The organism is Bradyrhizobium sp. LB13.1 (genome assembly GCF_054056815.1).
In genome coordinates this window covers 3,911,551-3,936,158 of sequence record NZ_JBSRYQ010000001.1, presented here as the reverse complement: position 1 = coordinate 3,936,158, position 24,608 = coordinate 3,911,551, and the positions used below count along the sequence as shown (strand labels likewise).

Sequence of the window (24,608 nt, the reverse complement as noted above, 5' to 3'; positions counted from 1 at the left end):
TCCTGTAGCCCGGGCTACGAAAGCTGGGCGCGGCGTAAGCACCGCGCCCCTCCTGCGATCAGGTCTTGTTGCGCATCTTGCCGAGCAGATAATTGTCGTAATAATTTTCCGCGATCTGCGTGTAGAACAGCAGCTCCTTCATATACGCGTCGTGGCTCTCCTTGGTGCGCTTGAACAGGTCGTTCTTGGCGGCGAGCTCGTTCAGATGCTCCTGGGTCGCGGTGTAGCAGGCCTCCATCACCGGCTGCGGAAACGCCTTCAGCTCCGCGCCATTGGCGATCAGCCGCTTCAGCGCCGCCGGATTCACGCTGTCGTATTTCTCGAGCATCCAGGCGCCCGCAGCTGACGCCGCCTGGTTGACGATCGCCTGATACTGCTTCGGCAGCGAAGCCCACTTCTCGTCGTTGACGATCATGTGCAGCATGGCGCCACCTTCCCACCAGCCGGGGAAGTAGTAATATTTGGCGACCTTCTGGAAACCGAGCTTTTCGTCGTCATAGGGACCGACGAATTCGACCGCGTCGATCGTGCCCTTCTCCAGCGCCGGATAGATGTCGCCGCCCGCGATCTGCTGCGGGACCACGCCGAGGCGCGCCAGCACATGACCGCCCATGCCCGCGATGCGGAATTTCAGACCCTTGAGATCGTCGACCGACTTGATCTCCTTGCGGAACCAGCCGCCCATCTGGGTGCCGGAATTGCCGCAGAGAATGGCGTGGGCCTTGAACGGCTTCAGCGCCTCGTTGGTGAGCTCGGCGCCGCCGCCGAACGCCCACCAGGATTCCTGGTGGCGATGGTTCATGCCGAACGGCGCGCCGGTCGCATAAGCCAGCGCCGGCTCCTTGCCGATGTAAAAATAGAGCGGGGTCTGTGCCATCTCCACGGACGCGACGCTGACGGCATCGAGCGCCTGGAGGCCGGGGACGAGTTCGCCGGCCGCAAAAGTCTGGATCTGGAATTTGTTGTCGGTGGCTTCGGCGACGTATTTCGCAAAGGTCTGCGCCGTGCCGTAGATGGTGTCGAGCGACTTCGGGAAGCTCGAGGTCAGGCGCCATTTGATCTCGGGCGCGCTTTGCGCAATTGCAGGTGCGGCAACCAGCGTCGTCGCACCGGCGACGGCGCCGCCCTTGAGGAATGTACGGCGTTTCATGATGGGTCTCTCCCTGAAGTATGTTTGAATGTACCGGCCTGGAGCAACGACCTTCGCGGGCCCTTGCCTGTTCCTATAGCGGAGTTCAAGTTGTGAGCGGTAGCCCGGATGGAGCGTAACGCAATCCAGGCTACGCAGTGTTGCTCTCAGAGCAGCTTCGCGCTCACGAACAGCGCGCGCACGGCGTTGGTCGCCTGCACTACGAGCATGGCGTTGTCGGCGGCGCCTTCGAGCGCGGCGACCGCGTCTTCATGCAGCGAGCGGAATTCCATCCACTCGACCGATTTGAAGTTGGTGAGGAATTGATAGGCCTGGCCGACGGTCGCAATCGCCAGCGTGTCGCCGTTCAGCTTGATCTTGAACGTCGTGCGCAGCGGGGTCTCGGAATTTTGGGGATCACTCATGGGCTGCTTCTGGACGATGACGGCTTAATGAAGGGAAAACGGTAGCCCCGCCGTTGCAGGCCAATCAGGAGTCGGTGCTCGCGCGCTGCGAGGCGGTCGCCGATCCGCTCAGGCGCGGCACCACGATCAGGCGGTTGAACTCGCCGTTGTCGTAGGCCTTCATGAATCGATCATAGTCCTTGATCGAAACGCAGCCGTTGGAGTCGCCGCGCGGCCCGAGCATGAAATTGTGGGTGAGAAGACCGACGCGGCCGAGCGCGCTGGTGCCCTCCGCGGGGGTCAAGCGCAGCGCGCGGACGCCGTGGAACAGCTTCTCGCGCGGCCTCAGGTCGTAGGTCGCGGGCGGGGTCGCGCCGACCATGCGCTGGTCGACATGCTGAGGGTCGTCCATCAGCGCGCCCATGCCCGAATGCGCTTCCAGCGCGATGCCGCTCGGCAGGTAGAGCGCCTTGGCCGAGATGTCATAGACCGCGGTCCGCGAATCGTAGCCGAGGGCGGCGAGATCCGGCGCCTTGCCGAACAGGCCGCTGTCCGGCGTCAGCGAGGCCAGCTTGATCTTGTCGGTGAATTTTTCGAAGAAGTTGCGGTTGTCGATCCTGGGATTGGCATCCGCAAAGGCCTGACTGGAGGCGATCTGGGCGGAGAAGTCCGCCTGGGCCGGGCGCGAGCGCGGCATCGGGACGCCACCATCGGCCCGCTGCGAAGGCCTTGTCTCGTCGACCACGTGCCTGTCGTCATCGGTCAGGGTCGCGCGCCAATCGTCGCCCTGAAGTTTCTGGGCGAGCATCGCCTTTGCGTCGCGCAATTTGAGCTGGACCGCATTGAAGGTGGAGCGCTCCAGCGTCCGCAGGCCGAGCTCGCGGGCGGGCGGACTGCCAGATGTGGAAGCGAAACGATCATCGAACGAAGGGGCATTGGCCGGCGGCAGTGCGGCGGTGGCCAGCGAGGCCGAATCGCCGATATCCGCGACCCAGGCGGCAGCGCCCAGCGCCAGCGCGACGGCGGCCAAAGATAGCAGTATCGTCTCGGCTCGCCCAATACGGCGGCGCGACAATAGCCCCTCGGCTTGTGCGCGGTCGGAAACCATCAGATCCCCAAAATCGACCCCCGGGGGGACCCACCCCCACCCGGAGATTCTATACCAGCTACCACATTGGGAGCCAAAAGTTAGGCATAATCGCGGCCGCCAAGGCTCCCCCAGGGTATCCAATGACCGATCCTTTCGATCTAACGCGCTTCGTCCGGGCCCAGGACCCGGTTTTTCGCGACGTCCAGGAGGAGCTGACCCGGGGCCGAAAGCAGAGCCACTGGATGTGGTTCGTCTTCCCGCAGGTCGCCGGCCTCGGCTTCAGCGCCATGTCGCAGCGCTACGCCATCGCCTCCCGCGCCGAGGCCAAGGCCTACCTCACCCATCCCGTCCTCGGTCCGCGTCTGATCGAATGCACGAGGCTCGTGCTCGCCGTCGAGGGGCGGACCATCGACGCCATCTTCGGTGCGCCCGACGACGCCAAATTCCGCTCGTCGATGACGCTGTTCGGCGCGGTGTCCGACGAACCTGTTTTCGATCAGGCGCTCGCCCGTTATTTTTCGGGCGAGCGCGACGGCGCCACGCTGGAGATCCTCGCCGCCCTTGACCGAAAGGCCAGGTGACCGCGGCCACGAGCGTAAACCCGGGATTAACATCGCCTGCCTATTGTTCGTGCAAAATAATTCCCCCGCGCCAATTGCCGGACAGAATCATGAAAATCGGTACGCTCCTGACCACCGCCATCGTCTCGCTCTCGACCGTGGGCGGCGGCCTCGCCGTCTACGTCGCCGTGACGAAGTACCAGACAATCGAGCGGATCACCGAAGCCCAGGGCCGGCTCGCGATCGTCCGCGCCGTCAGCGACATCCCGCGCTATCTCAATCCCGAACGCGGCTTCTCGACCAACATCCTCTACGGCCCTGCCACGGTCGACCCGGCGCAACTCGCTGAGCAAGGCAAGCTGCGCAAGCAGACCGACGGCGCCCGCGACAGGATGAACGCGCTGCGCAAGGAGCTGCCCGGCCCGTTCGACGACGGCACCGCCCTCGGCGGCAATATCGACGGCATCAACGCGAAGTTCACCGCCCTGCGCGAGGCCATCGACAAGGCGATCGCCGGGCCGGCGGAGGCGCGCAAGGACGCCGCCAAGAAGGTCGTCGCCGACAACGCCGTGCTCAACGGCAGCGTGACCGCACTGCTCAACGAGCAGGTGCGCCGTATGGCGATCCTCAATGGCGATGCCTACCGCCAGTCCAACAACGCCAACATCGCCATGACGCTGCGCGACATCGGCGGTCTCAATGCCAGCGTTCACAAGAACCTCGTCGGCGGCAAGAAGGTCGCCACCGACGCCGAGAAGGCCGACGTTGCCCGCATGCAGGGCCGCAGCGACCAGATCGTGATGTCGCTGATGGAATTGCGTGGCAATCCCGCGACCCCGGCCAATGTCGGCGGCGCGCTCGAAACCATGAATTCGCGCTACGTCGAGGAGTTCGGCCGCGAGCTCAAGCTCGTCAAGGACGGCGCCGTCAGCGGCAAGTACGAGCACGACGTCGAGACCTATTACGCGGCGTCACAAAAGGGGCTCGGCTCCATCATCGGCGTTCGCGATGCCTTTTACGATAACGCGGAGCAGATCCTCGCCGGCGCGTCTTCAGCCGCGCGCACCAGCTTCACGGTCGCTCTGATCGGCCTTCTCGCCGTGCTGATCGCCAGCGCCGGCCTTATCGTCATGGTCCGCCGCCGCGTCTGCGCCCCGATCGTGAACCTGACGACACGGATGTCGCGGCTTGCCGACGGCGATGTTGCGGAAGATATCCCCGGCGCCGAGCGCTCCGATGAAATCGGCGCGATGGCCGCCGCCGTTCAAGTGTTCAAGGACAACATGATCCGGGCCGACCGGCTCGCGGCGGAGAAGCAGACCGAGAACGACGGCAAGATGCGCCGCGCACAGGCGCTCGACGGGCTCACTCGTGCGTTCGAAACCAAGGTCACCGAGCTTGTCGGCGGCCTGTCCCGCGCTTCATCCACCATGGAGAGCACGGCGCAGTCGATGACCACGACGGCGGCCCAGACCAACAGCCAGGCCGCGGTCGTCGCCGCCGCCTCCGAGCAGACCTCGACCAACGTGCAGACCGTCGCCAGCGCCACCGAAGAGCTGACCTCCTCGATCGCGGAGATCGGCCGTCAGGTCGCACAAAGCACCGAGATCGCGGCCCGCGCCGTCGACAACGCCCGCCGCACCGGCGACACCGCGCGCTCGCTGGCCGAGGGCGCGCAGAAGATCGGCGACGTCGTCACGCTGATCCAGAGCATCGCCGAGCAGACCAATCTGCTGGCGCTGAACGCCACCATCGAGGCCGCACGCGCCGGCGACGCCGGCCGCGGCTTTGCGGTGGTTGCGTCCGAGGTGAAGTCGCTGGCGGGCCAGACCGCCAAGGCCACCACCGAAATCTCCGAGCAGATTTCGGCGATCCAGGCCGCGAGCGACGAGACCGTGACCGCGATCCGCAACGTCGCCGACGTGATCGGCGAGATCGACCAGATCGGCACCGCGATTGCGGCCGCGATCGAGCAACAGGGCTCGGCGACCAAGGAGATTTCACGCAGCGTCCAGGAGGCCGCGCGCGGCACCCAGGAGGTCAACACCAACATATCAGGCGTGCAGCGCGCCGCCGACGACACCGGCACGGCCGCGAGGGAGGTGCTGGGCGCGGCCGAGCAGCTGTCGACGCAGTCACGCGATCTCGCCGGACAGTTCGACCGCTTCCTCGGCGAGGTTAGGGCCGCGTAAAGCCGTTCAATACGGCGGCGCCTTGCGCGCCCGCTGCGCCTTGGCGGCCTCGATCCACCATGCGAGATCGTCGGCGAAGCGCGGGAACGAGCGTTCCAGCGCCTTGCCGCCCTCGCCGATCGGTTCGCCCGCCTCCGACAGCGTCTGCGCGATCGGGCCGACGCCGATGGTGCTCGATACCACCACCATGCCCATTTCCGAGAGCGTGCCGTGCCATGCGGTCGAGGCGCGCGCACCCGACAGCCGGCCGGCGGAATAGCTGACGATCGCGGCCGGACGCCAGAACCACTCTTCGAGGAAATGGTCCGTGAGGTTCTTCAACCCCGGCTGGATTCCCCAATTGTATTCGCCGGTGACGAAGACAAAACCGTCTGCGCCGCGGATCTCTCCGGCCAGCTTCTCCAGCGCCTCGGGTGCTGCGCCCTTGGCATATTCCTTGTACATGCGATCGAGCATCGGCAGGCCGATCGCCTTGGCGTCGATCAACACGACGTCGTCGCCGCGGCCGCGCAGGCGATCGATGACGAAATTCGCAAGGCGGATGCCCATGCGGTCCGAACGGTAGGAACCATAGAGGACGAGGATGCGATTGCTCATGGCCGCAGTCTAGCACGAAGGGACAGCCCCAATCCATTTGTCCCGCTATCGGCCTCGGCCGCGCTCCAGCGTTTGCGATGGTGTCTCGCCGAACTGATCGCGATAGCTTCTGGAGAAGTCGCTGAGATGCCAGAAGCCGAACGCCAGGGCCACGGCCTTGACGCTGTCGGCGCCAACGAGCAGCCGCTGGCGCACCAGCCACAGCCGGCGCAGGCGCAAATAGCGATGCAGGCTCATGCCGCGATAACGGCGGACGACGTCGTGCATGGTGCGCACGGGCAGGTTAAGCTTGCGCGCGATCTCCTCGCTGTAGATCGGCTGCGAGAGGTCGTCGGACAGAAGCGCGCGAATGTTCCGGAAGATCTTGAAATTCCGCTCGTCGTTGGGACGCAGGGTCCATCGTGCGGGGACAACGCTGTCGAACGCGTCATCGACGGCTCCAAGCAGCGATTCCTTCATGGCTGCGCCCTTCAACGGCACCTCCGCTGCACCGACGGGTTCCGACGCGGCAGCCAGCACCTCCCGAACCACGCTGCGCAGCCGGTTCAGGCCCACGACGGGCGTTTCAAAAATCTTGAAGCTCGAGGCTGCGTGCGGCCAGCCGCGATCCATCACCTCCGGCCTGAACACCACCGAGGCAATTTGCCGCTGCACCTCCTCGATGGTGGTGTAAGCGGCGCCGCCGCTGCCGATGACGATAACCGGCCGGGCGCGCTGCGAGCCATTGAAGCGGATGGGCACGTTGAGGTCGTCCATCGTGAACCCGATCGCGGTGCAGTTCTCGACCAGCTGTGCGTCCACGATGCGGGGAAACGCGCGCGTCAAATTCACGTCGCAGCCGGGCAGCGACAGAATCGTCTGCTCGGCCGAAATCCTCCGTACGAAGGGCGTGAACTCGAAATTCAGGCCGCGTATGGCATTCCGAAATTCATCGACGTCGGAAAAACGAAATATCTTTGGCGCCAACCTGGGCGCGTCATCAACACTGTTCATGGCAATACGAAACGTCGCGTCGCAACAGACGCGCGCCCGGCGACGATGCCGGTTCGAGTTTCCCCCCTTTCGGCGTCCCGTGGGACCGAAAGAATCATCTTAATCCGTCTCGATCAGTTGGCGAGGGTCCCGTTGAAAGGACAAGTCGCCGGATCAAGCCTCGCCGAATTTCGATATCGTTTCCGGCAGTATCGGCGGTGCGCCAATACCCGGGCGCTCAAGGTCTAAATTTCAAATTAACGCCTGTGGGGCACAATGGAGGTCATTGGTTAGTCGAAGTTCATTTTGAATACAGGCCCCTGCCATGATGGCAAATTCGCCTGCTGATGTTCTGGTTGAACTGGAAGATGCGGTCGCAACGTGTCCGCCGGACCGCTGCGCACGGATCCTTTCCGGTATTGTGCAGTTGCTCACTGGCAGCGGCGACCGATCTCAGGAATTGCTCTGCGGTGTGGTCGACGGCGTTCTGCTGCGTTTGACGGAACGGGTCGATGCCATTGCTCTGATTCAGCTCGGTGCCGCGCTTGCCGAACTCAAGGCGGCTCCGCCGGAGACGTTGCGGCGGCTCGCCTCGCACGCCGATGCGGACGTGGCGTGTCCCGTCCTGCTCAGATCTCAGGCACTCGCCGCAGCCGACCTCGTGGCGGTCGCAGCCTCCAGTGGCGAGCGGCATCTACGCGCGATCGCTGCCCGCAACGCGATCGAGCCGGCCGTGACCGAGGCGCTGATCAGGCGCGGCAGCTCGATCTGCCTTGCCCTGATCAAGAACCCGGGGACCGAATTTTCCGACGCGGCTTATGACACGCTGGTCGCGAAAGCCGAGCAGGACGGCGAGATCATGAAGGCGCTGGCGCTGCGGCCCGGCACGCCCGACCTGGTCGTGCGAAGGCTGCTCTCGGCCTCACCCGGCCCGACGAAGCCAGCCAGGCTCGACGCATCGGCAGTTTCGCCCGCGCAGGTTCCAGCACCGGCTCCGCTCAAGCCCGTCTGTCCGGCCGACTATGCGGGCGCACGGCCGGAGATCGTCGCCCTTAACCGCGTCGGCAAGCTCAACGATTCCACGGTGAACCGCTTTGCGATCCGCGGCGAGACCGCCAACCTGTTCACGGCGCTGTCGGTGCTGTCGGCGGCCCCGATCGAGATTGTCGAGCACGTCATGACCGATGACGACTGCGAGGGGCTGGTCATGGCCTGTCGGGCGTCACGGCTGAACTGGGCAACCACACTTGCGATCCTCACCAATCGCAGCGGCACACGGCTGTCCTTTGCCGAGCGCGAACGTGCGCAACACATGTTCGAGACACTTCTTCTGTCGACCAGCCAATGGACCGTGCGCTGGGGAGAAATCGCAGCAAGCGCCGGTACAAGCGATCGGGGAAACCGCGGCGCGAAAATGGGGATTAACCGATGAAGTTCGATGGCCGCAAGGCGCTTCGCGTGCGGATGGATCACAAGCAGGGCGTCAAGCTGATGGGCTCGGACGGCACCTGGCGACGCAGCTGCATCCTGCTCGACGTGTCTCAGAGCGGCGCGAAGATCGAGGTCGAAGGCACGCTCGACGTGCTCCAGGCCAAGGAGTTCTTCCTGCTGCTGTCCTCGACCGGTCTCGCCTTCCGGCGCTGCGAACTGGTGTGGATCGACGGCACCACGGCCGGCGTTCACTTCATCACCGCAGATAGCAAGAAGAAACCGGCAGCCGCCGCGCAGACTGCCGCTCAGAGGAAATAGGCCCAAGGATTCATCAGCCCCATCCAGTTCCAGCATAATTCAGGTCAACCGTGCAGAACGCGCGAACCATATCCCGCCCGGTCAAAAGCGACGGCATCCGAGAGAAGGAAGCGGCACGCGCGTTCGTGCATGTGCTGGCTGATTCCTCCGACAAATTGTCGAGCGTCTGTTCGATTCTCGCGCAACAGTTTGCCGTCGCAGGCGAACGGCTCGACGCGGAAGCCAAGCTTTCCCAGGTGCCGTTCGCGATCGTCATCCGTGCGGAATTGCGTGACGTTCACACCGTTGCGGCCATCAAGAAACGAGCCGCAAAGCTCGCGAAGGCGACGAAGCGCATCTTCCTGGTCGAGCACTCCTCTCACATGAGTATCTCGCAGGCCTACGCGCTCGGGGCCACGCTCGTCCTTCCCGGGACGATCGACAAGATCAAGCTGCTGGCAGCGCTGGCTGATCCCGCCGAAGAGGCGTCTGCTTCCTCAGGTCACGCGCCGCAGCCGGACAATGCAGTCGAAACCGCGGCGACCGCCATCGCTTCGATGTTCACGGCCGTCACGCTCGGCGAGCCCCTTGACGTCGACGGCACGAAGGAAGCCGGCCGCCAGATCGCCGATCGCATCACCCAGCATGGCCTGTCCGAGTGGCTCACCACGGTGCGTCGCCACCACGAGGGAACCTACCAGCATTGCCTGCTCGTGACCGGCGTGGCGATCGACTTCGGGCTGAGTCTCGGCGTGGGCCGGGCCGATCTCGAGCGGCTGTATTCGGCCGCCATGTTCCACGACATCGGCAAGGCGCAGATCCCGCTCGCGATCCTGGACAAGCCCGGCCGCCTCGATGCGGACGAGCGCACCATGATCGAGACGCATCCGGCGGCGGGCTACGACTTCCTGAAGGATCACGAGAAAATATCTCCGGAGACCCTCGACGCCGTGCGCCACCATCACGAATTTCTCGACGGCAGCGGCTATCCGGATGCGCTCGGGGCCGAGAGCATCGGCGACGTCGTGCGGATTCTCACGATCTCGGACATCTTCGCGGCCCTGATCGAGTATCGGCATTACAAGCCGACCCTGCCCCGCGGCGAGGCCTATGACATTCTCTGCGGGATGAGCGGAAAGCTGGAGAAGGCACTGCTGACCGCGTTCAGGCAGGTCGCTCTCACGAGGTGAGCGCAGCAACCCGTCTCGACCCAAGTCTAGTGCCCAAGTCTAGTGCGCAAGTCTAGTGCGCAAGTCTAGTGCGCGGCGCGATGTCTGGCGCGGCGCGGGATGGACCGGCAGGCCAGCCCTTCGGCCAGCAGCTTCATGTCCTCGTGCCGCCCGCTGCGGATCAGCCGGCCGAGTTCGTCGGGTGTGAAAGGAAGAGTTGGATCATCATCGATCGGGCGCCGCACCCGCGGGCCGAAGAACCGCCGAACCAGGCTAGCCAGCCGCCGCATGTCAATTCCCTCGCGCCAGCAACAAACCTCTCAGTCCGCATATTGTTCCTCCTGCATGATCGAGATTGCAAGAGGCCGCCTGGCTCTACGCCCAAAAAAAATCGTCGAGAGAATAATCTCCTCTGCGTGCACTACTCGACGTGCACTACTCGGCGAATCCGACATAGCGAACGAAATCGTCGTTGCCCTCGCGGTCCGAGCGCACCGCGTTCGCGGCAAAGTTGTCGTCGGGATAGCCCATCGCGACGCAGGTCATGATCACCTCGTCCTCCGGAATGTTTGCGACCCCGCGCACGATGTCGGAGCGCATGATGCCCTGCCCGTTGATCACCGAACCGAGACCGCGGTCCCAGGCCGCGAGCACGATGCCGTAGCAGAGCGCGCCCAGATCGAAATGGCAGACCGCGCCGGGATCCAGCACGCGATCATACGTCAGCACCAGCGACACCGGCGCGTCGAACTGGCGGAAGCCGCGCAGCACCCAGTCCTGCCGCATCGGCTTGTCGTCGCGCGCGATCCCCATCGCGCCGAACAATTGCTTGGCGATGTCGACCTGCCGTGTCCGGTGAACGCCCTGGTACTCGCCGTGGCTGACGATGTCGCGCTTGACCTTGGCGCCGCCGACCATTTCTTCCATGTTGCGCCGGCGCAGCTGTTCCAGCGGGCTGCCTGTGAGCACGTGGACATGCCAGGGCTGGGTGTTCATCGACGACGGCGCACGCTTGGCGCTGTCGATGATCGCCTCGATCACCGCGCGCGGCACCGGCTCGTTCCTGAAGCCACGCACGCTGCGGCGCGACTGGACCAGCGTTTCGAATTCCACCTCAAGACCTCCCTGCCCGTTCATCCCCTGGCATCGCAACATGCGAGCGGTTGCCGATGCGGCGCGCAATATCTATGCTAACCCGCAAGCAAGACCAAGAACCCTGTGAGGATCCCATGGCCGCACCGCTCGACCCCGTCATCGCCCAGATCATTCCGCTGCTGCCGATGCGCGATCACACGACGATGACGCCACAGAGCGCCCGCGATTCCTTGCGCGCACTGGCTGCCTCGCGCGCGGCCATAGCGCCGCCGCCGGTCGACATCGTCGCGGATATCAAGGTGAAAGGCGACGCCGGCCCGCTCGACGCACGGGTCTACCGGGTCGGCACCAATCCCGCGCCGACCGTGGTGTTCTTCCATGGTGGCGGCTGGGTCGCGGGCGACCTCGAGACTCATGACCGGCAGGCGCGCAACCTTGCGATCGAGACCGGCGCCGTCGTTATCTCCGTCGACTACCGGCGGCCGCCGGAGACGCGCTTTCCCGGCGCCTTCGAGGACGCCTTCGCCGCGGTCAGCGACATCTTCAACCGCGTCGCGGAATTTGGCGGCGATGCAAAACGCCTCGGCGTTGCCGGCGACAGCGCCGGCGGCAATCTCGCCGCCACCACCGCGATCGCCTGCCGCGACGCCGGCATCAAGCTCGCCGCGCAACTCCTGGTCTATCCCGTGACCGACGTCGTTGGCAGCTATGCGGACGCGCGCGAGAACGCGCCCTTTCCCTCGCGCGCCGAGAATGCCGAAGGCTACTTCCTCTCGCGCGCCGTGATGGAGTGGTTTTGCGGTCATTATCTCGCCGATGCGGCTCACGCGACCGACTGGCGCGTTTCACCGCTACGCGCCACATCGCTCGCCGGCGTCGCGCCCGCGATCGTCACCACTGCCTGGTACGATCCCCTGCGCGACGAGGGCGCGGCCTATGCACGGGCGCTGGAGGCGGCCGGTGTGCGGGTGAAGCATCATGAGGGCGCCGGCCTGATCCACGGCTATTTCGGCCTCGGCGACGCCTCCGAGGTGGCGCGCGCCGAAGCGCAGCGTGCACGCGCGGACTTCAAGGCGCTGCTCGCGCGGGGCGTATGAGACCGCTAGGCGCGCCGCGCCGGTTGCGCGTCGGTGCGTCCCCACGTTTCGTCCCAATCCTGCCCGGCGGCATCGACGACGCGGCCGTCGGATTCGAAGAACTTGTTCGGCACCTGGAAGATCGCCAGGATCAAGGCACCCTCCGGGCACCAGGCGGCATGCCGGCTGCCCGCCTCGCGCCAGATGAATTCGCCGGCCTTGCAGGCGATCCCCTTGGCCGGCCCCTCCTTGTCGACGAGAGCGCCCTCGATGACGTAACTCTGCTCGACGCCGACATGCTCGTGATCGGGCAGCACCGATCCCGGCGCAAAGCGCATCAGGGCGGTCATCAGACCGCTGCTGCGATCGAACAGCAGCGTCTTGGCCTCGCAGCCCGGAAAGCGCGTCTTCTGCCATTCCATCTCTTGAGGCCGGACCAGATGCGAATGCTGATCAGCGGCGGCCTCCGGCACTTTCGGAATCACGGCGTCCATCACGATGCTCCTCCAGCTAAACTCGGCCGAAGCTAGCAGGGTTGCCCGGCCAGGTCAGCGCGCAGCGCAACACGCCGCAATCCTCCCCCGCGGGTGATCAAAATGGCGCCACAGGCGCCGATCCTGCTTGATTGCGCCACGATTCCCGGTTCCAATCCGCGTGCCATTTCTGGTTTAGGGAGACAACCATGATGAAGCGGACTTTCCTGGCTGCGATCGTTGCGACCTTTGCAGCGGGTTCGGCCTTCGCGGACGACACCTGCGAGAGCAAGGCGGTCGGCAAGGACGGCAAGGCGCTCGCCGGTGCGGCGAAGACGTCGTTCATGAAGAAGTGCAAGGCCGACGCCTGCGCGCCCAAGGCGATGAGCGCCGATGGCAAGCCGCTCGCCGGCGCCGCCAAGAACAGCTTCATGAAGAAGTGCGAAGTCGGCGCGTAAGGCGCGAGCTGCGAATTGGATGCGTCTTTAGCGAACGGTTGCTCCACGTACTCGTCGTGCGCGGGCTTGTCCCGGGCATGACGGCGAATGTCACTCCCGCTTGAAGCGATAATCGAACGCTCCACCGAGCGGCTTGATCAGCCCCACCGTCGGCATCGGGAAATGCACCGGCAGGATCAGCGTGTCGGTATCGGCAACGGAGGCGAAAAACTTCCGCCGTGACACCGCTGATTGCCTGGCATCCCAATCCGGCTTCGCCGACCAGTCCGGCTCGCGGCACTGAATCTGGTGATGCATGAGATCGCCGGCGACCACCGCCCGCTCGCCCTTTGAGAAAATGTTCACGCAGCAATGACAGGGCGAATGCCCCGGCGTCGGCGTCAGCGTGACGGTGTCGTCTAACGCGTAATCATCATCGACCAATAGCGCCTGCCCGGCTTCGACGATCGGCAGGCAATTGTCGCGAAACACGGTGCCGGGCGGATTGCTGCCCTTGGCATTCTCCGCCTCCCATGCCGCATACTCACCCTTGTGGAAGACGTATTTCGCATTCGGAAACGTCGGCACCCAGCGCCCGTCGCGCAAGCTCGTATTCCAGCCGGTGTGGTCGATGTGAAGATGCGTGCAGAAGACGTAGTCGATCTGCTCGAAGCCGATGCCAAGCGCGAACAATTCGTTGCGCCAGCGCTCCTTGCCGGGAAAATCGAACGGCGGCGGATGACCCTTGTCCTCGCCGGTGCAGGTGTCGACCAGAATAGTGTAGCGTGGCGTGCGCACCACGAAGGTCTGATAGGTGATCACCATCATGCCGCGCGCGGCGTCGAACACCTCAGGCTCCATCGTCGGCAGATGGCGCTTGAACACGCCCTCGTCATAGGCCGGGAAAAAATCCTGCGGCCGCCGCCACGGCCCTTCCCGTTCGATCACCGCATCGATGGTGATGTCGCCGATCCGGAGTTGCTTCATGTTTGTTTCGCTCCCCTTTTTGGAAGGAGCGTAGCGGGCGGCAGCAACGGGTCAAGGCGCGTAGCGGAATGCTAGCTCCGCAGCCCCGGCGCTTCCTGCCCCGTGCGCGCGACGTATTCGGTGTAGCCGCCGCCAAACTGGTGGATGCCCTCCGGCGTCAGCTCCAGCACGCGGTTCGACAGAACGCTGAGAAAATGCCGGTCATGCGAGACGAACAGCATGGTGCCCTCGAAATCCGACAGCGCCGTGATCAGCATTTCCTTGGTGGCGAGATCGAGATGGTTGGTCGGCTCGTCCAGCACCAGAAAATTCGGCGGATCGAACAGCATCTTCGCCATCACCAGACGTGCCTTCTCGCCGCCTGACAACACGCGGCATCGCTTCTCGACGTCGTCGCCGGAGAAGCCGAAACAGCCGGCGAGCGCGCGCAATGATCCCTGCCCCGCGGTCGGAAACTGTTCCTCCAGCGACTGGAACACGGTGTGCTCGCCGTCGAGCAGGTCCATGGCGTGCTGGGCAAAATAGCCCATCTTGACGCTGCCGCCCACCGCCACGGTGCCCTTATCGGGCTCGCTCGCGCCGGCGATCAACTTGAGCAGCGTCGACTTGCCGGCGCCGTTGACGCCCATCACGCACCAGCGCTCGCGGCGGCGGATCATGAAATCGAGGCCGTCATAGATGCGCTTGCTGCCATAGCCCTTGTAGACGTTCTTCAACGCCACGACGTCCTCGCCCGAGCGCGGCGCGGGCAGAAAATCGAACGCCACGGTCTGGCGGCGGCGCGGCGGCTCGACCCGCTCGATCTTGTCGAGCTTCTTCACCCGGCTCTGCACCTGAGCGGCATGAGACGCGCGCGCCTTGAAGCGCTCGATGAACTTGATCTCCTTGGCGAGCATCGCCTGCTGGCGCTCGAACTGCGCCTGCTGCTGCTTCTCGTTCAGCGCCCGCTGCTGCTCGTAGAACTCGTAATCGCCGGCGTAGGTCGTCAGCGAGCCGCTATCGATCTCGACCACTTTCGAAATCACGCGGTTGATGAACTCGCGGTCATGCGAGGTCATCAACAGCGTGCCTTCGTAATCGTGCAGGAATTTTTCCAGCCAGATCAGGCTTTCGAGATCGAGATGATTGCTCGGCTCGTCGAGCAGCATGACATCGGGACGCATCAAGAGAATGCGGGCGAGCGCCACGCGCATCTTCCAGCCGCCGGAGAGCTTGCCGACGTCGCCGTCCATCATCTCCTGGCTGAAGCCGAGGCCGGACAGCGCCTCGCGCGCGCGGCCGTCGAGCGCGTAGCCGTCGAGCTCCTCGAACGCGTGCTGCACCTCGCCGTAACGCGCGATGATCTCGTCCATCTGGTCGGCTTTGTCGGGATCGGCCATCGCCGTCTCGAGTTCGCGCAACTCGGCGGCCACCGCACTCACCGGTCCTGCCCCGTCCATGACCTCGGCCACGGCGCTGCGACCGGCCATCTCGCCGACGTCCTGGTTGAAATAGCCGATGGTGATGCCGCGATCGGTCGAGACCTGCCCCTCGTCGGGCAGTTCCTCGCCGGCGATCATCCGGAATAGCGTGGTCTTGCCGGCGCCGTTCGGGCCGACAAGGCCGATCTTCTCGCCCTTATTGAGGGCGGCAGAAGCTTCGATGAACAGGATCTGGTGGCCGGCTTGCTTGCTGACGTTGTCGAGGCGGATCATGGGGTCTTTTTGGGGGATTGTTGCGTTGCAGCGTCATAGGCCATGCCGGCCGCCAGGGGAAGCCCGGCCGGCCCGGATTCCGCCTTCGCCGGCCCCCAAACTCGCGCAATTCGACAAAGAATCTGGGGTTGGGCTTAGGGCTTGTAGACCTCCACGGTCTGCATCATGCCCATCTCCTCATGGTTCATCATGTGGCAGTGGAGCATATAGACACCGGTGAAATCGATGAAGCGCGAGCGGAACACGACCTCGCCGCCCTTGCGCTCCACGATCACGGAATCCCGCCATTCCGGCACGGCCAGCGCCTTGCCGTTGACCGACACCACCTGGAACGGATTGGTATGGATGTGAAAGACGTGGTCGTCATGCTCATGCGTGTTGACGATGGTCCACTCCTCGACCGCGCCCAACTTGACCCGCTGATCGATGCGGCCGGGATCGAACTTCTTGCCGTCGACGAAGAACTCGAACTCCTGCCAATGGCCGGCCGCATCGGCCTCAGGCGCGGTTGCCGACAAAGTCACCTTGCGACGGTTGGTGATCTCGGAATCCTTGATGGTCGCGAGCGGCGCCGGCGGCAGGGCGCGCGGCAGCTTCATGTCCATCGGCGCGCCAGCCACGACGACCCGCGCCAGCGGCCCGACCGGCGAAGGATGCCCCTGGTCGTAGGGCGCGGCGTTGAAGGCGTAGGTGCCGGGGCCGCCTGCCTTCACCAGAATGTCCGCGCGCTGGCCGGGCGCGATCAGGACCTGCTTGAGCGACTGCATGGCGCCGAGCTGGATTCCGTCATAGGCGATCGCATGCAGATCGTGCTTCTCGAGATCGAGCAGCATGTCGTCCTGATAGGCGGCATTGAGGATGCGCCAGCGCTGCACTTCGCCCGGACGCATCTCGATCGCCGGCCGTCGTTGTCCGTTGATCGCCAGAAAGCGCGTCGCGGTCTCCGGAAACAGCGTCTCGAAATTTTCGACCATGCCCTTGGCGTCGTAGACCACCTGGGTCAGCACCAGCAGGCGCTCGCGCGCGGCCATGATCTCCGGCACACCGGCGAAATCGCCCTCGATGACGACGGCGCCCACCATGCCGCTGGACATCTGGATATCGGCGCTGCCGTGGTGATGCGGGTGATACCAATAGGTGCCGCTGGTGTGGTCGGCCGGCAGCGAGATCTCGATGTTGTAGCTGTGACCCGGCGCCATCGAGCGCATGACATTGTCCGCAATCCCGCTCGGGCTCGCATGCGCGCCGTGGAAATGGAAATTGGTGTTGTTGAACTGGTGCGGATGGCTGATGTCCGCGGGCAACCCATCGCGGTTCGGCGGCAGGTCGTTGATCATCTTGATCCGCAGCGTCTCACCGGGCTTCATCCGCAGGGTCGGACCGGGACTGCCGCCGTCGTACGACCTGACATAGAGCTTGACGCCGCCGATCTGGCGATAGGCATAGCCGACGCGCAATGTGGTGCTGAGCACGCCATTGACGGATCTGCGCACCTCGGGCTCGACCAGCGGCTGGTCCATGGCGGGAGCCGGCGTTTCCGGCACCATGCCCATGGTCGGCGACATGTCTGCGGCGTGCGAGGCGCCCGCATGGTCGTGCATGGCATGCTGGGCCTTCGCTGCCCCCGCGACCAGGGACAAGGCGCCTGCCTTGAGACCGTAATCGAGCAATTGGCGCCGCGAGAAGTTCGTCGTTTCCGCCCTGACGCGCGAGACGTCGTTCGAATCGTGCTGCATTTGCGCTTCGCCCCCGTTGCCAATCCGTCTTCTGTTTGATTCGATCCTAAAGCAAGCGCGAAACGACAATTCCATCCGGCAAGCATACCGCATTCACCGGTTGTAAACGCCCAGACCCTTTCTATCGTCGTATGACGAATCATGACGGATTCGAGCTAGCATCGGCGCGTACTCTCCGGGCGTCGATGCCGCCAGCATCATGATATTCTCGAAACCTTGTACAAGGATCTGATCATGGGGCCTTCGCGACGCGAGTTCGTGAAGTGGTTATCGGCGGGAGGCATTTCGGTCAGCCTGTCGCATCTTGCCTCGGCGGCAGGAGCTCCCTTCGCAGCCCAGGAGACGCTGCCTGGACGCGGCAAGTTCAATCCCGCGACAACGGGCGCCGGCCGTGTCGACGGGGTCGCCAAGGTCACCGGCGCAAAGCTTTACGCCTCCGACTTCCGCGCCAATGATCTGCCGGGCTGGCCGCAGGCCACCTCGCACGCGATCCTGGTCCGCGCCAATGACGCCACGCATGTCTATACCGGCATGGACCTCGGCCGCCTCGGCGGCGCGCTCAAGCCGTCGGTGGTCGTGACGGCCGCCGATCTCGACCGGATCGGGACGCAGGTGCCGGAATTCTATGCGGGCGACCTGTTCTGTCCGATCGGCAAGACGCCGCTCTATCTCGGCCAGCCGGTCGCGCTTTTGATCTTCGAAAAGTTCGACGCCTTCGACCAGGCGCGTCTCGCGCTGCGCGACGGCACTTTCGTCCAATTCGGCGAGGAGACCGGGCCTGTCGTCGTCCCGGATTACGGGGCCTTCCGCTTCACCCGCGTGGCAGGTCCCTCGCCTGACAAACCGGATGTCTATTCGCCGCTCCAGGCCGGCTGGGTCTCGCCGAAGAAAGTGCAGAGCGCGGCGCTGCCGGTGTGGTCGCCGCTCGCCAAGGAAATGCCGGCGGATTACGCCAAGGCGGCGAAATATGGCGAGCAGATCCGTGCCGAGCTTGCAGCGGATGACGCCTCCATGCTGGTGCTCGACCGCGAGTTCGAGACGCAATCGGTCGACCCGATGTTCCTCGAGCCCGAATGCGGGCTCGCCTGGTACAACGGCAAGGGCGGCAACCTCGAACTGCTGCTTGGCGTCCAGTCGCCCTACGAGGCGGCGGAGTCGATCGCGCATCTGTTGGGCAAGGCCCGCGCGCCCTACAAGCCGGCGCACATCAACGCGCAGTTCGCCCATGTCGGCGGCGGTTTTGGTGGCCGCGATCACACACCTTTCATTCTCTATGTTGCGCTCGCGGCGGTCTGCTTTCCCGGCAAGCCGGTGCGGCTGGCGCATGACCGCTACCAACAGTTTCAGGCCGGCATCAAGCGCCACGCGATCAAGATGCGCTCGCGCATCGGCATTGATCGCGCGACCGGCAAGATCAAGGCGTTTGCCGCCGACCACGTGCTCGACGGCGGCGGGCTCGCCCATTTCTCGGCCAGCGTCGCCGTCGTCGCGGCCACTGGCGCAATCGGCATCTACGACATTCCGAAGGTCGACGTCAGGACCGTCGCCGTGCACTCGCGCGGCGTGAGCGCGGGCTCGATGCGCGGCTACGGCATACTGCAAGCCATGACGGCGCTGGAGGTCCTGATCGACGAGGCGGCGTCCGACCTCAAGCGCGATCCGATCGAATTCCGGCGGCGCAATGCGCTGCCCCAGAACGGCCGGACCATGACGGGCAATCCCTACATCGTCTCGGTTCGCACGCCCGAAATCCTCGACAAGCTCGAGAAGCACCCGATCTGGCAGCAGCGGGCACAGTTCAAACAGACATCGTCGGATCGGCTGGTCGGCACCGGCGTCGCCTGCGTGACGAAAGACTATGGCTCCGGCGCGGACGGCTCGCTCGGACGCGTGGAGCTTGCCCCCGACGGCAGGATCGTCATCTATTGCGATCATGTCGAGATGGGCAACGGCATCGGGACGGCGCTGGCCAACCGGGTCGCCAGCCATCTCGGCGCCATCGCCGACGAGGTCTCGGTCGCCCGCGTCGACAGCTATGACGTGCTCGGGCTGTTCACATCAGGCGATCCCTCCACCATCGACCAGAAGACCCAGGATGCCGCGGAGAAAAATCCGCGCTGGGTACCCGCGATCAGCTCGCCGACAAGCTCCTCGATCGGCGCGCATGTCGGCACGCATTCCGCCGCGGAAGCCGCCCGCGTCATCTTCCGCTTCGGCCTGTGGCCCGCGGCGCTTGAGCTGTGGCGCATCGCAAAGACGGATCCGCGCGCACGGCAATGGGCCAGCGCAAGCTGGCAGAACGGCCAGCTCACGATGCCGGGCCTCGGGCCGCTGGCCCTCCCTGCGCTCGCCGCAACTGCGCATGCGCGCGGCTTCGTCACCGGCGCAGTCGCCCACAGTTTTTCGCGCTGGGCGTGGTCGCGCGCACGCTTTCCGCTGTCCGGCGAGCAATACCGCGCCGACATCGACGCGCTCGCGATCCGCCGCGCCAATGGCAAGTTCGAGCGGATCAACCGCGTCAGCGTCAAGTTTCCGCCGACCGACAACAACCGGATCGGCACCGCCTACACCTCGATGTGCGGCACGGTCGTCCGCGTCGAGATCGAGCGCGCAACCGGCGCGCTTCGCATCGCCAAGGCCTATAGCGTGTTCGAATGCGGCACCGCGCTGGTGCCCGAGGTGGTGATGGGTCAGGCCCAGGGCGGCTTCGCCATGGGCGTCGGCTACGCGCTGCTCGAAACCCTGCCGCCGTTCGAGGGCGGCCCGGGCAACGGCGAATGGAATCTCGGGCGCTATCTGGTCGCACGCGGCTCCGACCTGCCGCTCCGCGATCTCGAGATCGAGATGCTGAAGCCGTTGACGCCGGACGAGGAGCCCAAGGGCATGGCGGAGGTCGTGATGATCCCGATCGTGCCGGCGCTGATCAACGCCATCCATGACGCCACCGGCCATCGCTTCCGCGCGCTGCCGGTCACAGCAAACCTCTTGAAGGGAGTGCTCGCGTGACCACCCTCAGCCTCACCATCAACGGCCGGAAGCACGGCCCGATGGACGTCCGCGACGACCTCTCGATGAACGATTTTTTGCGCGAGATGCTCGGGATGACCGGGACAAAGTTCGGCTGCGGGGCCGCGCAGTGCCTGAGCTGCGCCATCATCGTCGACGCGCCCGACGGCACCAGCACCACCAGCCCCACCTGCGTCGCGCCCGCCGTGTCCTTTGACGGCAAATCGATCCGCACTGTCGAGGGCCACGCCCAAGGCGGCCAGCTCTCGGTGCTGCAACAGGCCTTCATCGATCATTTCGCTTTTCAATGCGGTTATTGCACCGCCGGCTTCCTCAATGAGGGCCAGGTCTTGCTGGAGCGCCTGTCGCGGACACCGGTCGCGCGCGAGGCACTGGAGCAGACCATCGCGGATGCACTCGACGGCCATCTCTGCCGCTGCACCGGCTACATCAAATATCACGAGGCGGTGCGCGACATGATCCTGGCCGATTCGAACCGCTACCTCATGGCCACCAAGTGACACGCGCCATGATCTCCGATGCGCGGTTCAAGATGATGGCCGCGGTCGCGGCACTCGCCGGCAGTCTCAGTGCGGGCTACGCCGCCTCGGAAAGCGCGGGCCATGCGCTGGCCTCACCGGAAAGCTTCGCCGGCATCACTGAGACCGAGAAGCGATCGGCTGCGATCTTCACCGAGCTCGGCAAGGTGCTGACGCATCCGCGCTGCACCAATTGTCATCCGGCCGGCGACAGGCCGCACCAGGGCGACAATGCCCGCCTGCATCAGCCGCCGGTCACACGCGGCGCCGACGGCCATGGGCTCGACGCGATGCGCTGCAACACCTGCCACCAGAAGGCCAATTTCGAGCCCGGCCGCATGCCCGGCCATCCCGAATGGCATCTGGCACCACGCGAGATGGCGTGGGAGGGCAAGACCATCGGCGAGATCTGCGAGCAGATCAGGGATCCCGCGCGCAATGGCGGGCGCAAGGTGGAAGACCTGATCGACCATATCGGCAAGGACACCCTCGTCGGCTGGGCCTGGAAGCCCGGCTTCGGCCGCTCGCCCGCGCCGGGCACGCAGGAGCAGGCCGGCGCGCTGGTGGAGGCCTGGGTGAAGACCGGAGCGGCGTGTCCCGCGCCGTGACGCGAAGACGAGCACTCATCAACTAAATGTCGGCTCCCGAGGGTAAAGCGGCCTACTTCGCAGCCTAAGGCCTAAAACTTGGATCAATATTGGTCGTCCCGTCTCGCGACTTATCGATCAATTGGGCAACTTGTTCTCGGCTCTCTAGCCGCAACTTCGTACCTGGAAAATCGTTGAACAGCTTAGAGTGACCAGCAAACGACGAAGGTGTCTGCCGAGTCCAGTAGGCCTCCGCCCACTTCATCAGTTCGGCGGCGTCATGATTTGTTGCTCCTCGCCGCAGACCGCGAGCCAGCAGACCGGCGCGGCAAAGGCTCCAGGGAAAATCTAGCCAAATGAGAGCGGTTGCTTTGGGAAGGGCGACTTCCGCAAGCCATCCGAATGCACCTTCGATGATCCAGCGCGGCTGACCTGAAATATCGAGAACCATCTTTCGCGCGACGGCTTCATTTCGCTTTGAGCCAAAGCCATCGTCTTCCCAGTGCAACAGATCAAGATCAATCGCGGGGATATCGGCGAGAATCGCAATGGCTTCGGCCAACGTGCTTTTGCCTGAGCCGCTGTTTCCAATAATTACCGTACGTTCGATCAGAGGTTCAGGCATTCAACTTGCAGATGGTAGTTCAGCCTCATTGCCGGATAATATTTCGGTCGCTCATTGTCGACATGACCTAGGGTCTGTTGGGATTCAGGATTCTCATCGGGGCTTGGTTGTGATTCAAGCTTGGGATGGACCGATTCGTTTTGACTGACGCCCAATGGGCGAAGATGGAGCCGCATTGTCTTGGCAAGCCGGGAGATCCGGGCCGCAGCGGCAAGGACAACCGACTGTTTGTCGAGGCCGTTCTGTGGATCGCCCGAACCGGCAGTCCCTGGCGGGATCTGCCGGCGATGTTCGGCCACTGGAATAGCACATTCACGCGCTTTCGCGACTGGGTGAAGGCGGATGTCTGGAAGCGGCTGTTCGAGGCCATCTCCGACGATCCCGACATGGAATACGCCATGGTCGACGCCACCATCGTCAAGGTCCACCGCCACGGTCAGGGCGCAAAAGGGGGACGCAAAGCCAGGCGATCGGCCGCTCGAAAGGCGGCATGACCACCAAAATTCTGGCGCTCACCGATGCGCTCGGCAATCTCGTGCGCTTCGTGCTCCTGCCGGGACAGCGTTTCGATACGGTGGGCGTGCCGCCGCTCATCGAGGGATTGGCCTTCAACGCGCTGATCGCTGATAAGGCCTTCGATAGCAACGCCATCATCGCCGAACTCGAAGCGCGTGGCGCCAAAGTCGTCATCTCCCAGCATCCGCGCCGTGCACAGCCTCTCGCCATCGACAAGGAGATGTACAAATGGCGGCATCTCATCGAGAACTTCTTCGGCAAGCTCAAGGAATTCAAGCGCATCGCAATGCGCGCCGACAAGACCGACCAGAGCTTCACTTCAATGATCTATCTGGCCGCGGCCGCGATAAACTCCAGATGAATCCCAACAGACCCTAGTGAAGCCGCAAGGGCGCGCGATGTCCGTTGCGGGTCACAAGCGCCTCTGGGCTCCACGCCGCGCGACTTCGCTCGACTCCCCACTCCAGACCTGCCGCTGCACTGCGCCAACCGACGCGATGGGCCAATAGCAGAAGTGGTCACCGGGATGATTCCATTGAATCTTATCCTGCTCGCTGCAGCGGCGGTCGCTCCCACTTGCCTTCCACCGCTGCTTCTTTCGGCCAATAGAGACGCATGATCATGGAGAACGGCCCCTTGGGGGCAGGCAGCCAGTTGGCTTCCTTTTCCTTACCCGGGGTTTCGTTCTGGATGATCAGCGTCAGCCCGCCGTCGGCATCGCGCTTGAGCTGCGGCAGCATCGGTGAATTGATCAGATAGCGGTCGATTGGGTTGGCCACCAGCAGACTCTGCGGCTCATCATACATGGTCAGCGACCAGAACGCATTGACGGGCGGCAACTGGCCCGGCGCAAAGCGCATGGTGTAACGGCTGGTGCCGTCCAGCTTCTGCTTCGTCGCATCCACGTAATAAGCGGGATACATCGCCTCCTGCTTCGAATTGCCGTAGATACCGAGCACGGCGGCACCCATCCGGTAGAGGTAGTTGTTCTTCAGATACTGCCGCGTGCCGAAGACGTCGCCGGAGGCCAGTTTTCTCTCTTCAAAATCTTTCTTCAGGCCGGCGAAGGCAATCCAGGCATCGGCCATCCCCTGCTCGATGGCCGTCTCCATCTCGGGCGAGAGCTTGCTCGCGTCGAAGGTCTTGCCCGCGCCGACGCCGATCCTGGCGAAGCGCGCCATCAGCGCTTTCTCGGATGGGACCGTTGGGCAGAATTGCAGGACGAAGTTCAGGATGTTGAAGAACTGGAGTGAGGTCTTCTCCTCTCCAGGTGTCAGCGGTTTGATGAAATCAACGGCCGGGGCGGCGATGGGTGCAGGCTGGCCGAGAAACGCGGATAGCGGCTGTACCTTGTAGCCGGCCTGGACCTTCTTCACATTGTCGATGTCCTCAGGGTTGAAGAGCTGCGTGCGATAGGTGGGGATCGCCAATTCCGTCTCGCAACGAAACACTTTCTTGATGCCCTTCGGCGTTGCGCCTTTCCAGCCGGGCCCAGCGAGCAGGAAGCTGCCGCCTCCGTTGCCGGTCGCGCGTGTGCCGATGTAGTCGAAGTTGAAGGTGTAGTAATCGATCAGCTGGACGCTGAAATAGCGCTCCTTTTCGATCGCCGGCACCGTGAGCACGAGAGGTTCGGAGCGCAGGTCCGCGCCGATGAATGAGTAAGGCGTATCCGAGTTGGGTGTCTGAATCGCCTTGTCCGCGGGTGTAAAGACACGCGCGCTGTTCCATATCTGGTTAAAGGGCCCCTTGTATTCCGGGTTCGTCTTATCCATCCAATATGCATGCTGGATGCGGTAATTGTCCACGATCGGGAAGCCGTAGATATAAGCCTCCTTCGCAATGGCGCGGGCTTCTGCCGGACTGATGCCGGCCTGGGCGCGGGCTGCCGAGGAATGGAGTGCAGGGAGGACAGCAATCCCGCCGACAAAGCCTCTGCGTGTGATGCCCTTCATGTCTAAACCTCTCCGCTTCGTTCGAGTCGAACTGCCATGTCAGG

General features: G+C 64.1%; 23 protein-coding genes and 1 pseudogene. 11 read left to right on the top strand and 13 right to left on the bottom strand.

Translation table 11 applies throughout. The features are described 5' to 3' along the window. Window positions 1–58: 58 nt before the first annotated feature. From ACVWYI_RS18560 to ACVWYI_RS18550, 3 genes are all read right to left on the bottom strand, one after another. Window positions 59–1,150, bottom strand: coding sequence for a TRAP transporter substrate-binding protein (locus tag ACVWYI_RS18560; RefSeq protein WP_456662830.1), 1,092 nt, complete (start codon window positions 1,148–1,150; stop codon window positions 59–61). Between the two features lie 146 nt (window positions 1,151–1,296). Next, window positions 1,297–1,554, bottom strand: coding sequence for a hypothetical protein (locus ACVWYI_RS18555; RefSeq protein WP_247346656.1), 258 nt, complete (start codon window positions 1,552–1,554; stop codon window positions 1,297–1,299). 64 nt (window positions 1,555–1,618) lie between these two features. Continuing rightward, window positions 1,619–2,572, bottom strand: coding sequence for a DUF2778 domain-containing protein (locus tag ACVWYI_RS18550; protein ID WP_456664543.1), 954 nt, complete (start codon window positions 2,570–2,572; stop codon window positions 1,619–1,621). A gap of 191 nt (window positions 2,573–2,763) precedes the next feature. On the opposite strand from ACVWYI_RS18550, the gene ACVWYI_RS18545 reads away from it, so the two are divergent. Beyond that, window positions 2,764–3,204, top strand: coding sequence for a DUF1810 domain-containing protein (locus ACVWYI_RS18545; protein WP_456662829.1), 441 nt, complete (start codon window positions 2,764–2,766; stop codon window positions 3,202–3,204). Between the two features lie 89 nt (window positions 3,205–3,293). After that, on the top strand, window positions 3,294–5,375 hold the full coding sequence (locus ACVWYI_RS18540; protein ID WP_456662828.1) for a methyl-accepting chemotaxis protein: 2,082 nt from the start codon (window positions 3,294–3,296) through the stop codon (window positions 5,373–5,375). Window positions 5,376–5,381: 6 nt separating this feature from the next. Here the strand turns inward: ACVWYI_RS18540 and ACVWYI_RS18535 are convergent, their stop codons facing one another. Together ACVWYI_RS18535 and ACVWYI_RS18530 are read right to left on the bottom strand one after the other, a co-directional pair. Then, entirely contained in the window at window positions 5,382–5,972 is a 591-nt protein-coding gene (locus ACVWYI_RS18535; protein ID WP_247440483.1) for an NADPH-dependent FMN reductase, read from the bottom strand. Between the two features lie 45 nt (window positions 5,973–6,017). Beyond that, a complete protein-coding gene (locus ACVWYI_RS18530; RefSeq protein ID WP_456662827.1) occupies window positions 6,018–6,965 on the bottom strand; it encodes a helix-turn-helix domain-containing protein in 948 nt (315 codons plus the stop codon). Window positions 6,966–7,269: 304 nt separating this feature from the next. Here ACVWYI_RS18530 and ACVWYI_RS18525 point away from each other — a divergent pair, with 304 nt between their 5' ends. From ACVWYI_RS18525 to ACVWYI_RS18515, 3 genes are read left to right on the top strand one after another with little or no spacing between them, the layout of a single operon-like run. Then, entirely contained in the window at window positions 7,270–8,376 is a 1,107-nt protein-coding gene (locus ACVWYI_RS18525) for a DUF2336 domain-containing protein (RefSeq protein ID WP_456662826.1), read from the top strand. Then, a complete protein-coding gene (locus ACVWYI_RS18520) occupies window positions 8,373–8,693 on the top strand; it encodes a PilZ domain-containing protein (protein WP_247346643.1) in 321 nt (106 codons plus the stop codon). Before ACVWYI_RS18525 ends, ACVWYI_RS18520 begins: the two co-directional genes overlap by 4 nt. A 50-nt stretch (window positions 8,694–8,743) precedes the next feature. Continuing rightward, window positions 8,744–9,862 (top strand): HD-GYP domain-containing protein, encoded by a 1,119-nt coding sequence (locus ACVWYI_RS18515; RefSeq protein ID WP_456662825.1) that lies wholly within the window; start codon window positions 8,744–8,746, stop codon window positions 9,860–9,862. A 65-nt stretch (window positions 9,863–9,927) separates the two neighbouring features. On the opposite strand, the gene ACVWYI_RS18510 is transcribed toward ACVWYI_RS18515, so the two are convergent. Beyond that, window positions 9,928–10,131, bottom strand: a complete 204-nt coding sequence (locus ACVWYI_RS18510; RefSeq protein ID WP_247346629.1) for a hypothetical protein — start codon at window positions 10,129–10,131, stop codon at window positions 9,928–9,930. A gap of 145 nt (window positions 10,132–10,276) precedes the next feature. Continuing rightward, complete coding sequence (locus ACVWYI_RS18505) at window positions 10,277–10,954, bottom strand: nitroreductase (protein ID WP_456662824.1); 678 nt, start codon at window positions 10,952–10,954, stop codon at window positions 10,277–10,279. A 116-nt stretch (window positions 10,955–11,070) separates the two neighbouring features. On the opposite strand from ACVWYI_RS18505, the gene ACVWYI_RS18500 reads away from it, so the two are divergent. Continuing rightward, a complete protein-coding gene (locus tag ACVWYI_RS18500) occupies window positions 11,071–12,033 on the top strand; it encodes an alpha/beta hydrolase (RefSeq protein WP_456662823.1) in 963 nt (320 codons plus the stop codon). A gap of 5 nt (window positions 12,034–12,038) precedes the next feature. Here ACVWYI_RS18500 and ACVWYI_RS18495 read toward each other — a convergent pair whose 3' ends face one another. Continuing rightward, window positions 12,039–12,506: a cupin domain-containing protein gene (locus ACVWYI_RS18495; protein WP_247440468.1), complete on the bottom strand. Its 468-nt coding sequence runs from the start codon at window positions 12,504–12,506 to the stop codon at window positions 12,039–12,041. Window positions 12,507–12,694: 188 nt separating this feature from the next. Between ACVWYI_RS18495 and ACVWYI_RS18490 the strand changes: the two genes are divergently transcribed. Beyond that, the gene (locus ACVWYI_RS18490) at window positions 12,695–12,943 is read left to right on the top strand and encodes a hypothetical protein (protein WP_456662822.1); all 249 of its coding nucleotides are present in this window, start codon (window positions 12,695–12,697) and stop codon (window positions 12,941–12,943) included. A 90-nt stretch (window positions 12,944–13,033) separates the two neighbouring features. On the opposite strand, the gene ACVWYI_RS18485 is transcribed toward ACVWYI_RS18490, so the two are convergent. The 3 genes from ACVWYI_RS18485 to ACVWYI_RS18475 form a co-directional block, all read right to left on the bottom strand. Continuing rightward, on the bottom strand, window positions 13,034–13,909 hold the full coding sequence (locus tag ACVWYI_RS18485; RefSeq protein ID WP_456662821.1) for an MBL fold metallo-hydrolase: 876 nt from the start codon (window positions 13,907–13,909) through the stop codon (window positions 13,034–13,036). Between the two features lie 71 nt (window positions 13,910–13,980). Then, window positions 13,981–15,603, bottom strand: coding sequence for an ABC-F family ATP-binding cassette domain-containing protein (locus tag ACVWYI_RS18480; protein WP_247440463.1), 1,623 nt, complete (start codon window positions 15,601–15,603; stop codon window positions 13,981–13,983). Between the two features lie 134 nt (window positions 15,604–15,737). Then, on the bottom strand, window positions 15,738–17,339 hold the full coding sequence (locus ACVWYI_RS18475) for a multicopper oxidase family protein (protein ID WP_354103589.1): 1,602 nt from the start codon (window positions 17,337–17,339) through the stop codon (window positions 15,738–15,740). A gap of 234 nt (window positions 17,340–17,573) precedes the next feature. Here ACVWYI_RS18475 and ACVWYI_RS18470 point away from each other — a divergent pair, with 234 nt between their 5' ends. From ACVWYI_RS18470 to ACVWYI_RS18460, 3 genes are read left to right on the top strand one after another with little or no spacing between them, the layout of a single operon-like run. Beyond that, window positions 17,574–20,345: a xanthine dehydrogenase family protein molybdopterin-binding subunit gene (locus tag ACVWYI_RS18470; RefSeq protein ID WP_456662820.1), complete on the top strand. Its 2,772-nt coding sequence runs from the start codon at window positions 17,574–17,576 to the stop codon at window positions 20,343–20,345. Beyond that, window positions 20,342–20,866 carry a (2Fe-2S)-binding protein gene (locus ACVWYI_RS18465; protein WP_456662819.1) on the top strand — a complete coding sequence of 175 codons (525 nt, stop codon included), beginning with the start codon at window positions 20,342–20,344 and terminating at the stop codon, window positions 20,864–20,866. The genes ACVWYI_RS18470 and ACVWYI_RS18465 overlap by 4 nt, the downstream gene beginning before the upstream one ends. 8 nt (window positions 20,867–20,874) lie before the next feature. Next, window positions 20,875–21,492 carry an Isoquinoline 1-oxidoreductase subunit gene (locus ACVWYI_RS18460; protein WP_456664542.1) on the top strand — a complete coding sequence of 206 codons (618 nt, stop codon included), beginning with the start codon at window positions 20,875–20,877 and terminating at the stop codon, window positions 21,490–21,492. A gap of 64 nt (window positions 21,493–21,556) precedes the next feature. On the opposite strand, the gene ACVWYI_RS18455 is transcribed toward ACVWYI_RS18460, so the two are convergent. Continuing rightward, window positions 21,557–22,096: an AAA family ATPase gene (locus ACVWYI_RS18455; RefSeq protein WP_456662818.1), complete on the bottom strand. Its 540-nt coding sequence runs from the start codon at window positions 22,094–22,096 to the stop codon at window positions 21,557–21,559. Window positions 22,097–22,221: 125 nt separating this feature from the next. Here ACVWYI_RS18455 and ACVWYI_RS18450 point away from each other — a divergent pair. After that, window positions 22,222–22,973 (top strand): annotated as a pseudogene (locus tag ACVWYI_RS18450) (IS5 family transposase). Between the two features lie 181 nt (window positions 22,974–23,154). Here the strand turns inward: ACVWYI_RS18450 and ACVWYI_RS18445 are convergent. After that, the gene (locus ACVWYI_RS18445; RefSeq protein ID WP_456662817.1) at window positions 23,155–24,564 is read right to left on the bottom strand and encodes a DUF1254 domain-containing protein; all 1,410 of its coding nucleotides are present in this window, start codon (window positions 24,562–24,564) and stop codon (window positions 23,155–23,157) included. Window positions 24,565–24,608: the final 44 nt, after the last annotated feature.

Bases quoted from the DNA above. Each gene is read 5' to 3' on its own strand.
- ACVWYI_RS18530 (WP_456662827.1), bottom strand. From the start codon at position 6,965: ATGAACAGTGTTGATGACGCGCCCAGGTTGGCGCCAAAGATATTTCGT.
- ACVWYI_RS18490 (WP_456662822.1), top strand. From the start codon at position 12,695: ATGATGAAGCGGACTTTCCTGGCTGCGATCGTTGCGACCTTTGCAGCG.
- ACVWYI_RS18460 (WP_456664542.1), top strand. From the start codon at position 20,875: ATGATCTCCGATGCGCGGTTCAAGATGATGGCCGCGGTCGCGGCACTC.
- ACVWYI_RS18540 (WP_456662828.1), top strand. From the start codon at position 3,294: ATGAAAATCGGTACGCTCCTGACCACCGCCATCGTCTCGCTCTCGACC.
- ACVWYI_RS18560 (WP_456662830.1), bottom strand. From the start codon at position 1,150: ATGAAACGCCGTACATTCCTCAAGGGCGGCGCCGTCGCCGGTGCGACG.
- ACVWYI_RS18500 (WP_456662823.1), top strand. From the start codon at position 11,071: ATGGCCGCACCGCTCGACCCCGTCATCGCCCAGATCATTCCGCTGCTG.
- ACVWYI_RS18495 (WP_247440468.1), bottom strand. From the start codon at position 12,506: ATGGACGCCGTGATTCCGAAAGTGCCGGAGGCCGCCGCTGATCAGCAT.
- ACVWYI_RS18545 (WP_456662829.1), top strand. From the start codon at position 2,764: ATGACCGATCCTTTCGATCTAACGCGCTTCGTCCGGGCCCAGGACCCG.
- ACVWYI_RS18555 (WP_247346656.1), bottom strand. From the start codon at position 1,554: ATGAGTGATCCCCAAAATTCCGAGACCCCGCTGCGCACGACGTTCAAG.
- ACVWYI_RS18510 (WP_247346629.1), bottom strand. From the start codon at position 10,131: ATGCGGCGGCTGGCTAGCCTGGTTCGGCGGTTCTTCGGCCCGCGGGTG.
- ACVWYI_RS18535 (WP_247440483.1), bottom strand. From the start codon at position 5,972: ATGAGCAATCGCATCCTCGTCCTCTATGGTTCCTACCGTTCGGACCGC.
- ACVWYI_RS18485 (WP_456662821.1), bottom strand. From the start codon at position 13,909: ATGAAGCAACTCCGGATCGGCGACATCACCATCGATGCGGTGATCGAA.
- ACVWYI_RS18445 (WP_456662817.1), bottom strand. From the start codon at position 24,564: ATGAAGGGCATCACACGCAGAGGCTTTGTCGGCGGGATTGCTGTCCTC.
- ACVWYI_RS18480 (WP_247440463.1), bottom strand. From the start codon at position 15,603: ATGATCCGCCTCGACAACGTCAGCAAGCAAGCCGGCCACCAGATCCTG.
- ACVWYI_RS18455 (WP_456662818.1), bottom strand. From the start codon at position 22,096: ATGCCTGAACCTCTGATCGAACGTACGGTAATTATTGGAAACAGCGGC.
- ACVWYI_RS18520 (WP_247346643.1), top strand. From the start codon at position 8,373: ATGAAGTTCGATGGCCGCAAGGCGCTTCGCGTGCGGATGGATCACAAG.
- ACVWYI_RS18475 (WP_354103589.1), bottom strand. From the start codon at position 17,339: ATGCAGCACGATTCGAACGACGTCTCGCGCGTCAGGGCGGAAACGACG.
- ACVWYI_RS18525 (WP_456662826.1), top strand. From the start codon at position 7,270: ATGATGGCAAATTCGCCTGCTGATGTTCTGGTTGAACTGGAAGATGCG.
- ACVWYI_RS18470 (WP_456662820.1), top strand. From the start codon at position 17,574: ATGGGGCCTTCGCGACGCGAGTTCGTGAAGTGGTTATCGGCGGGAGGC.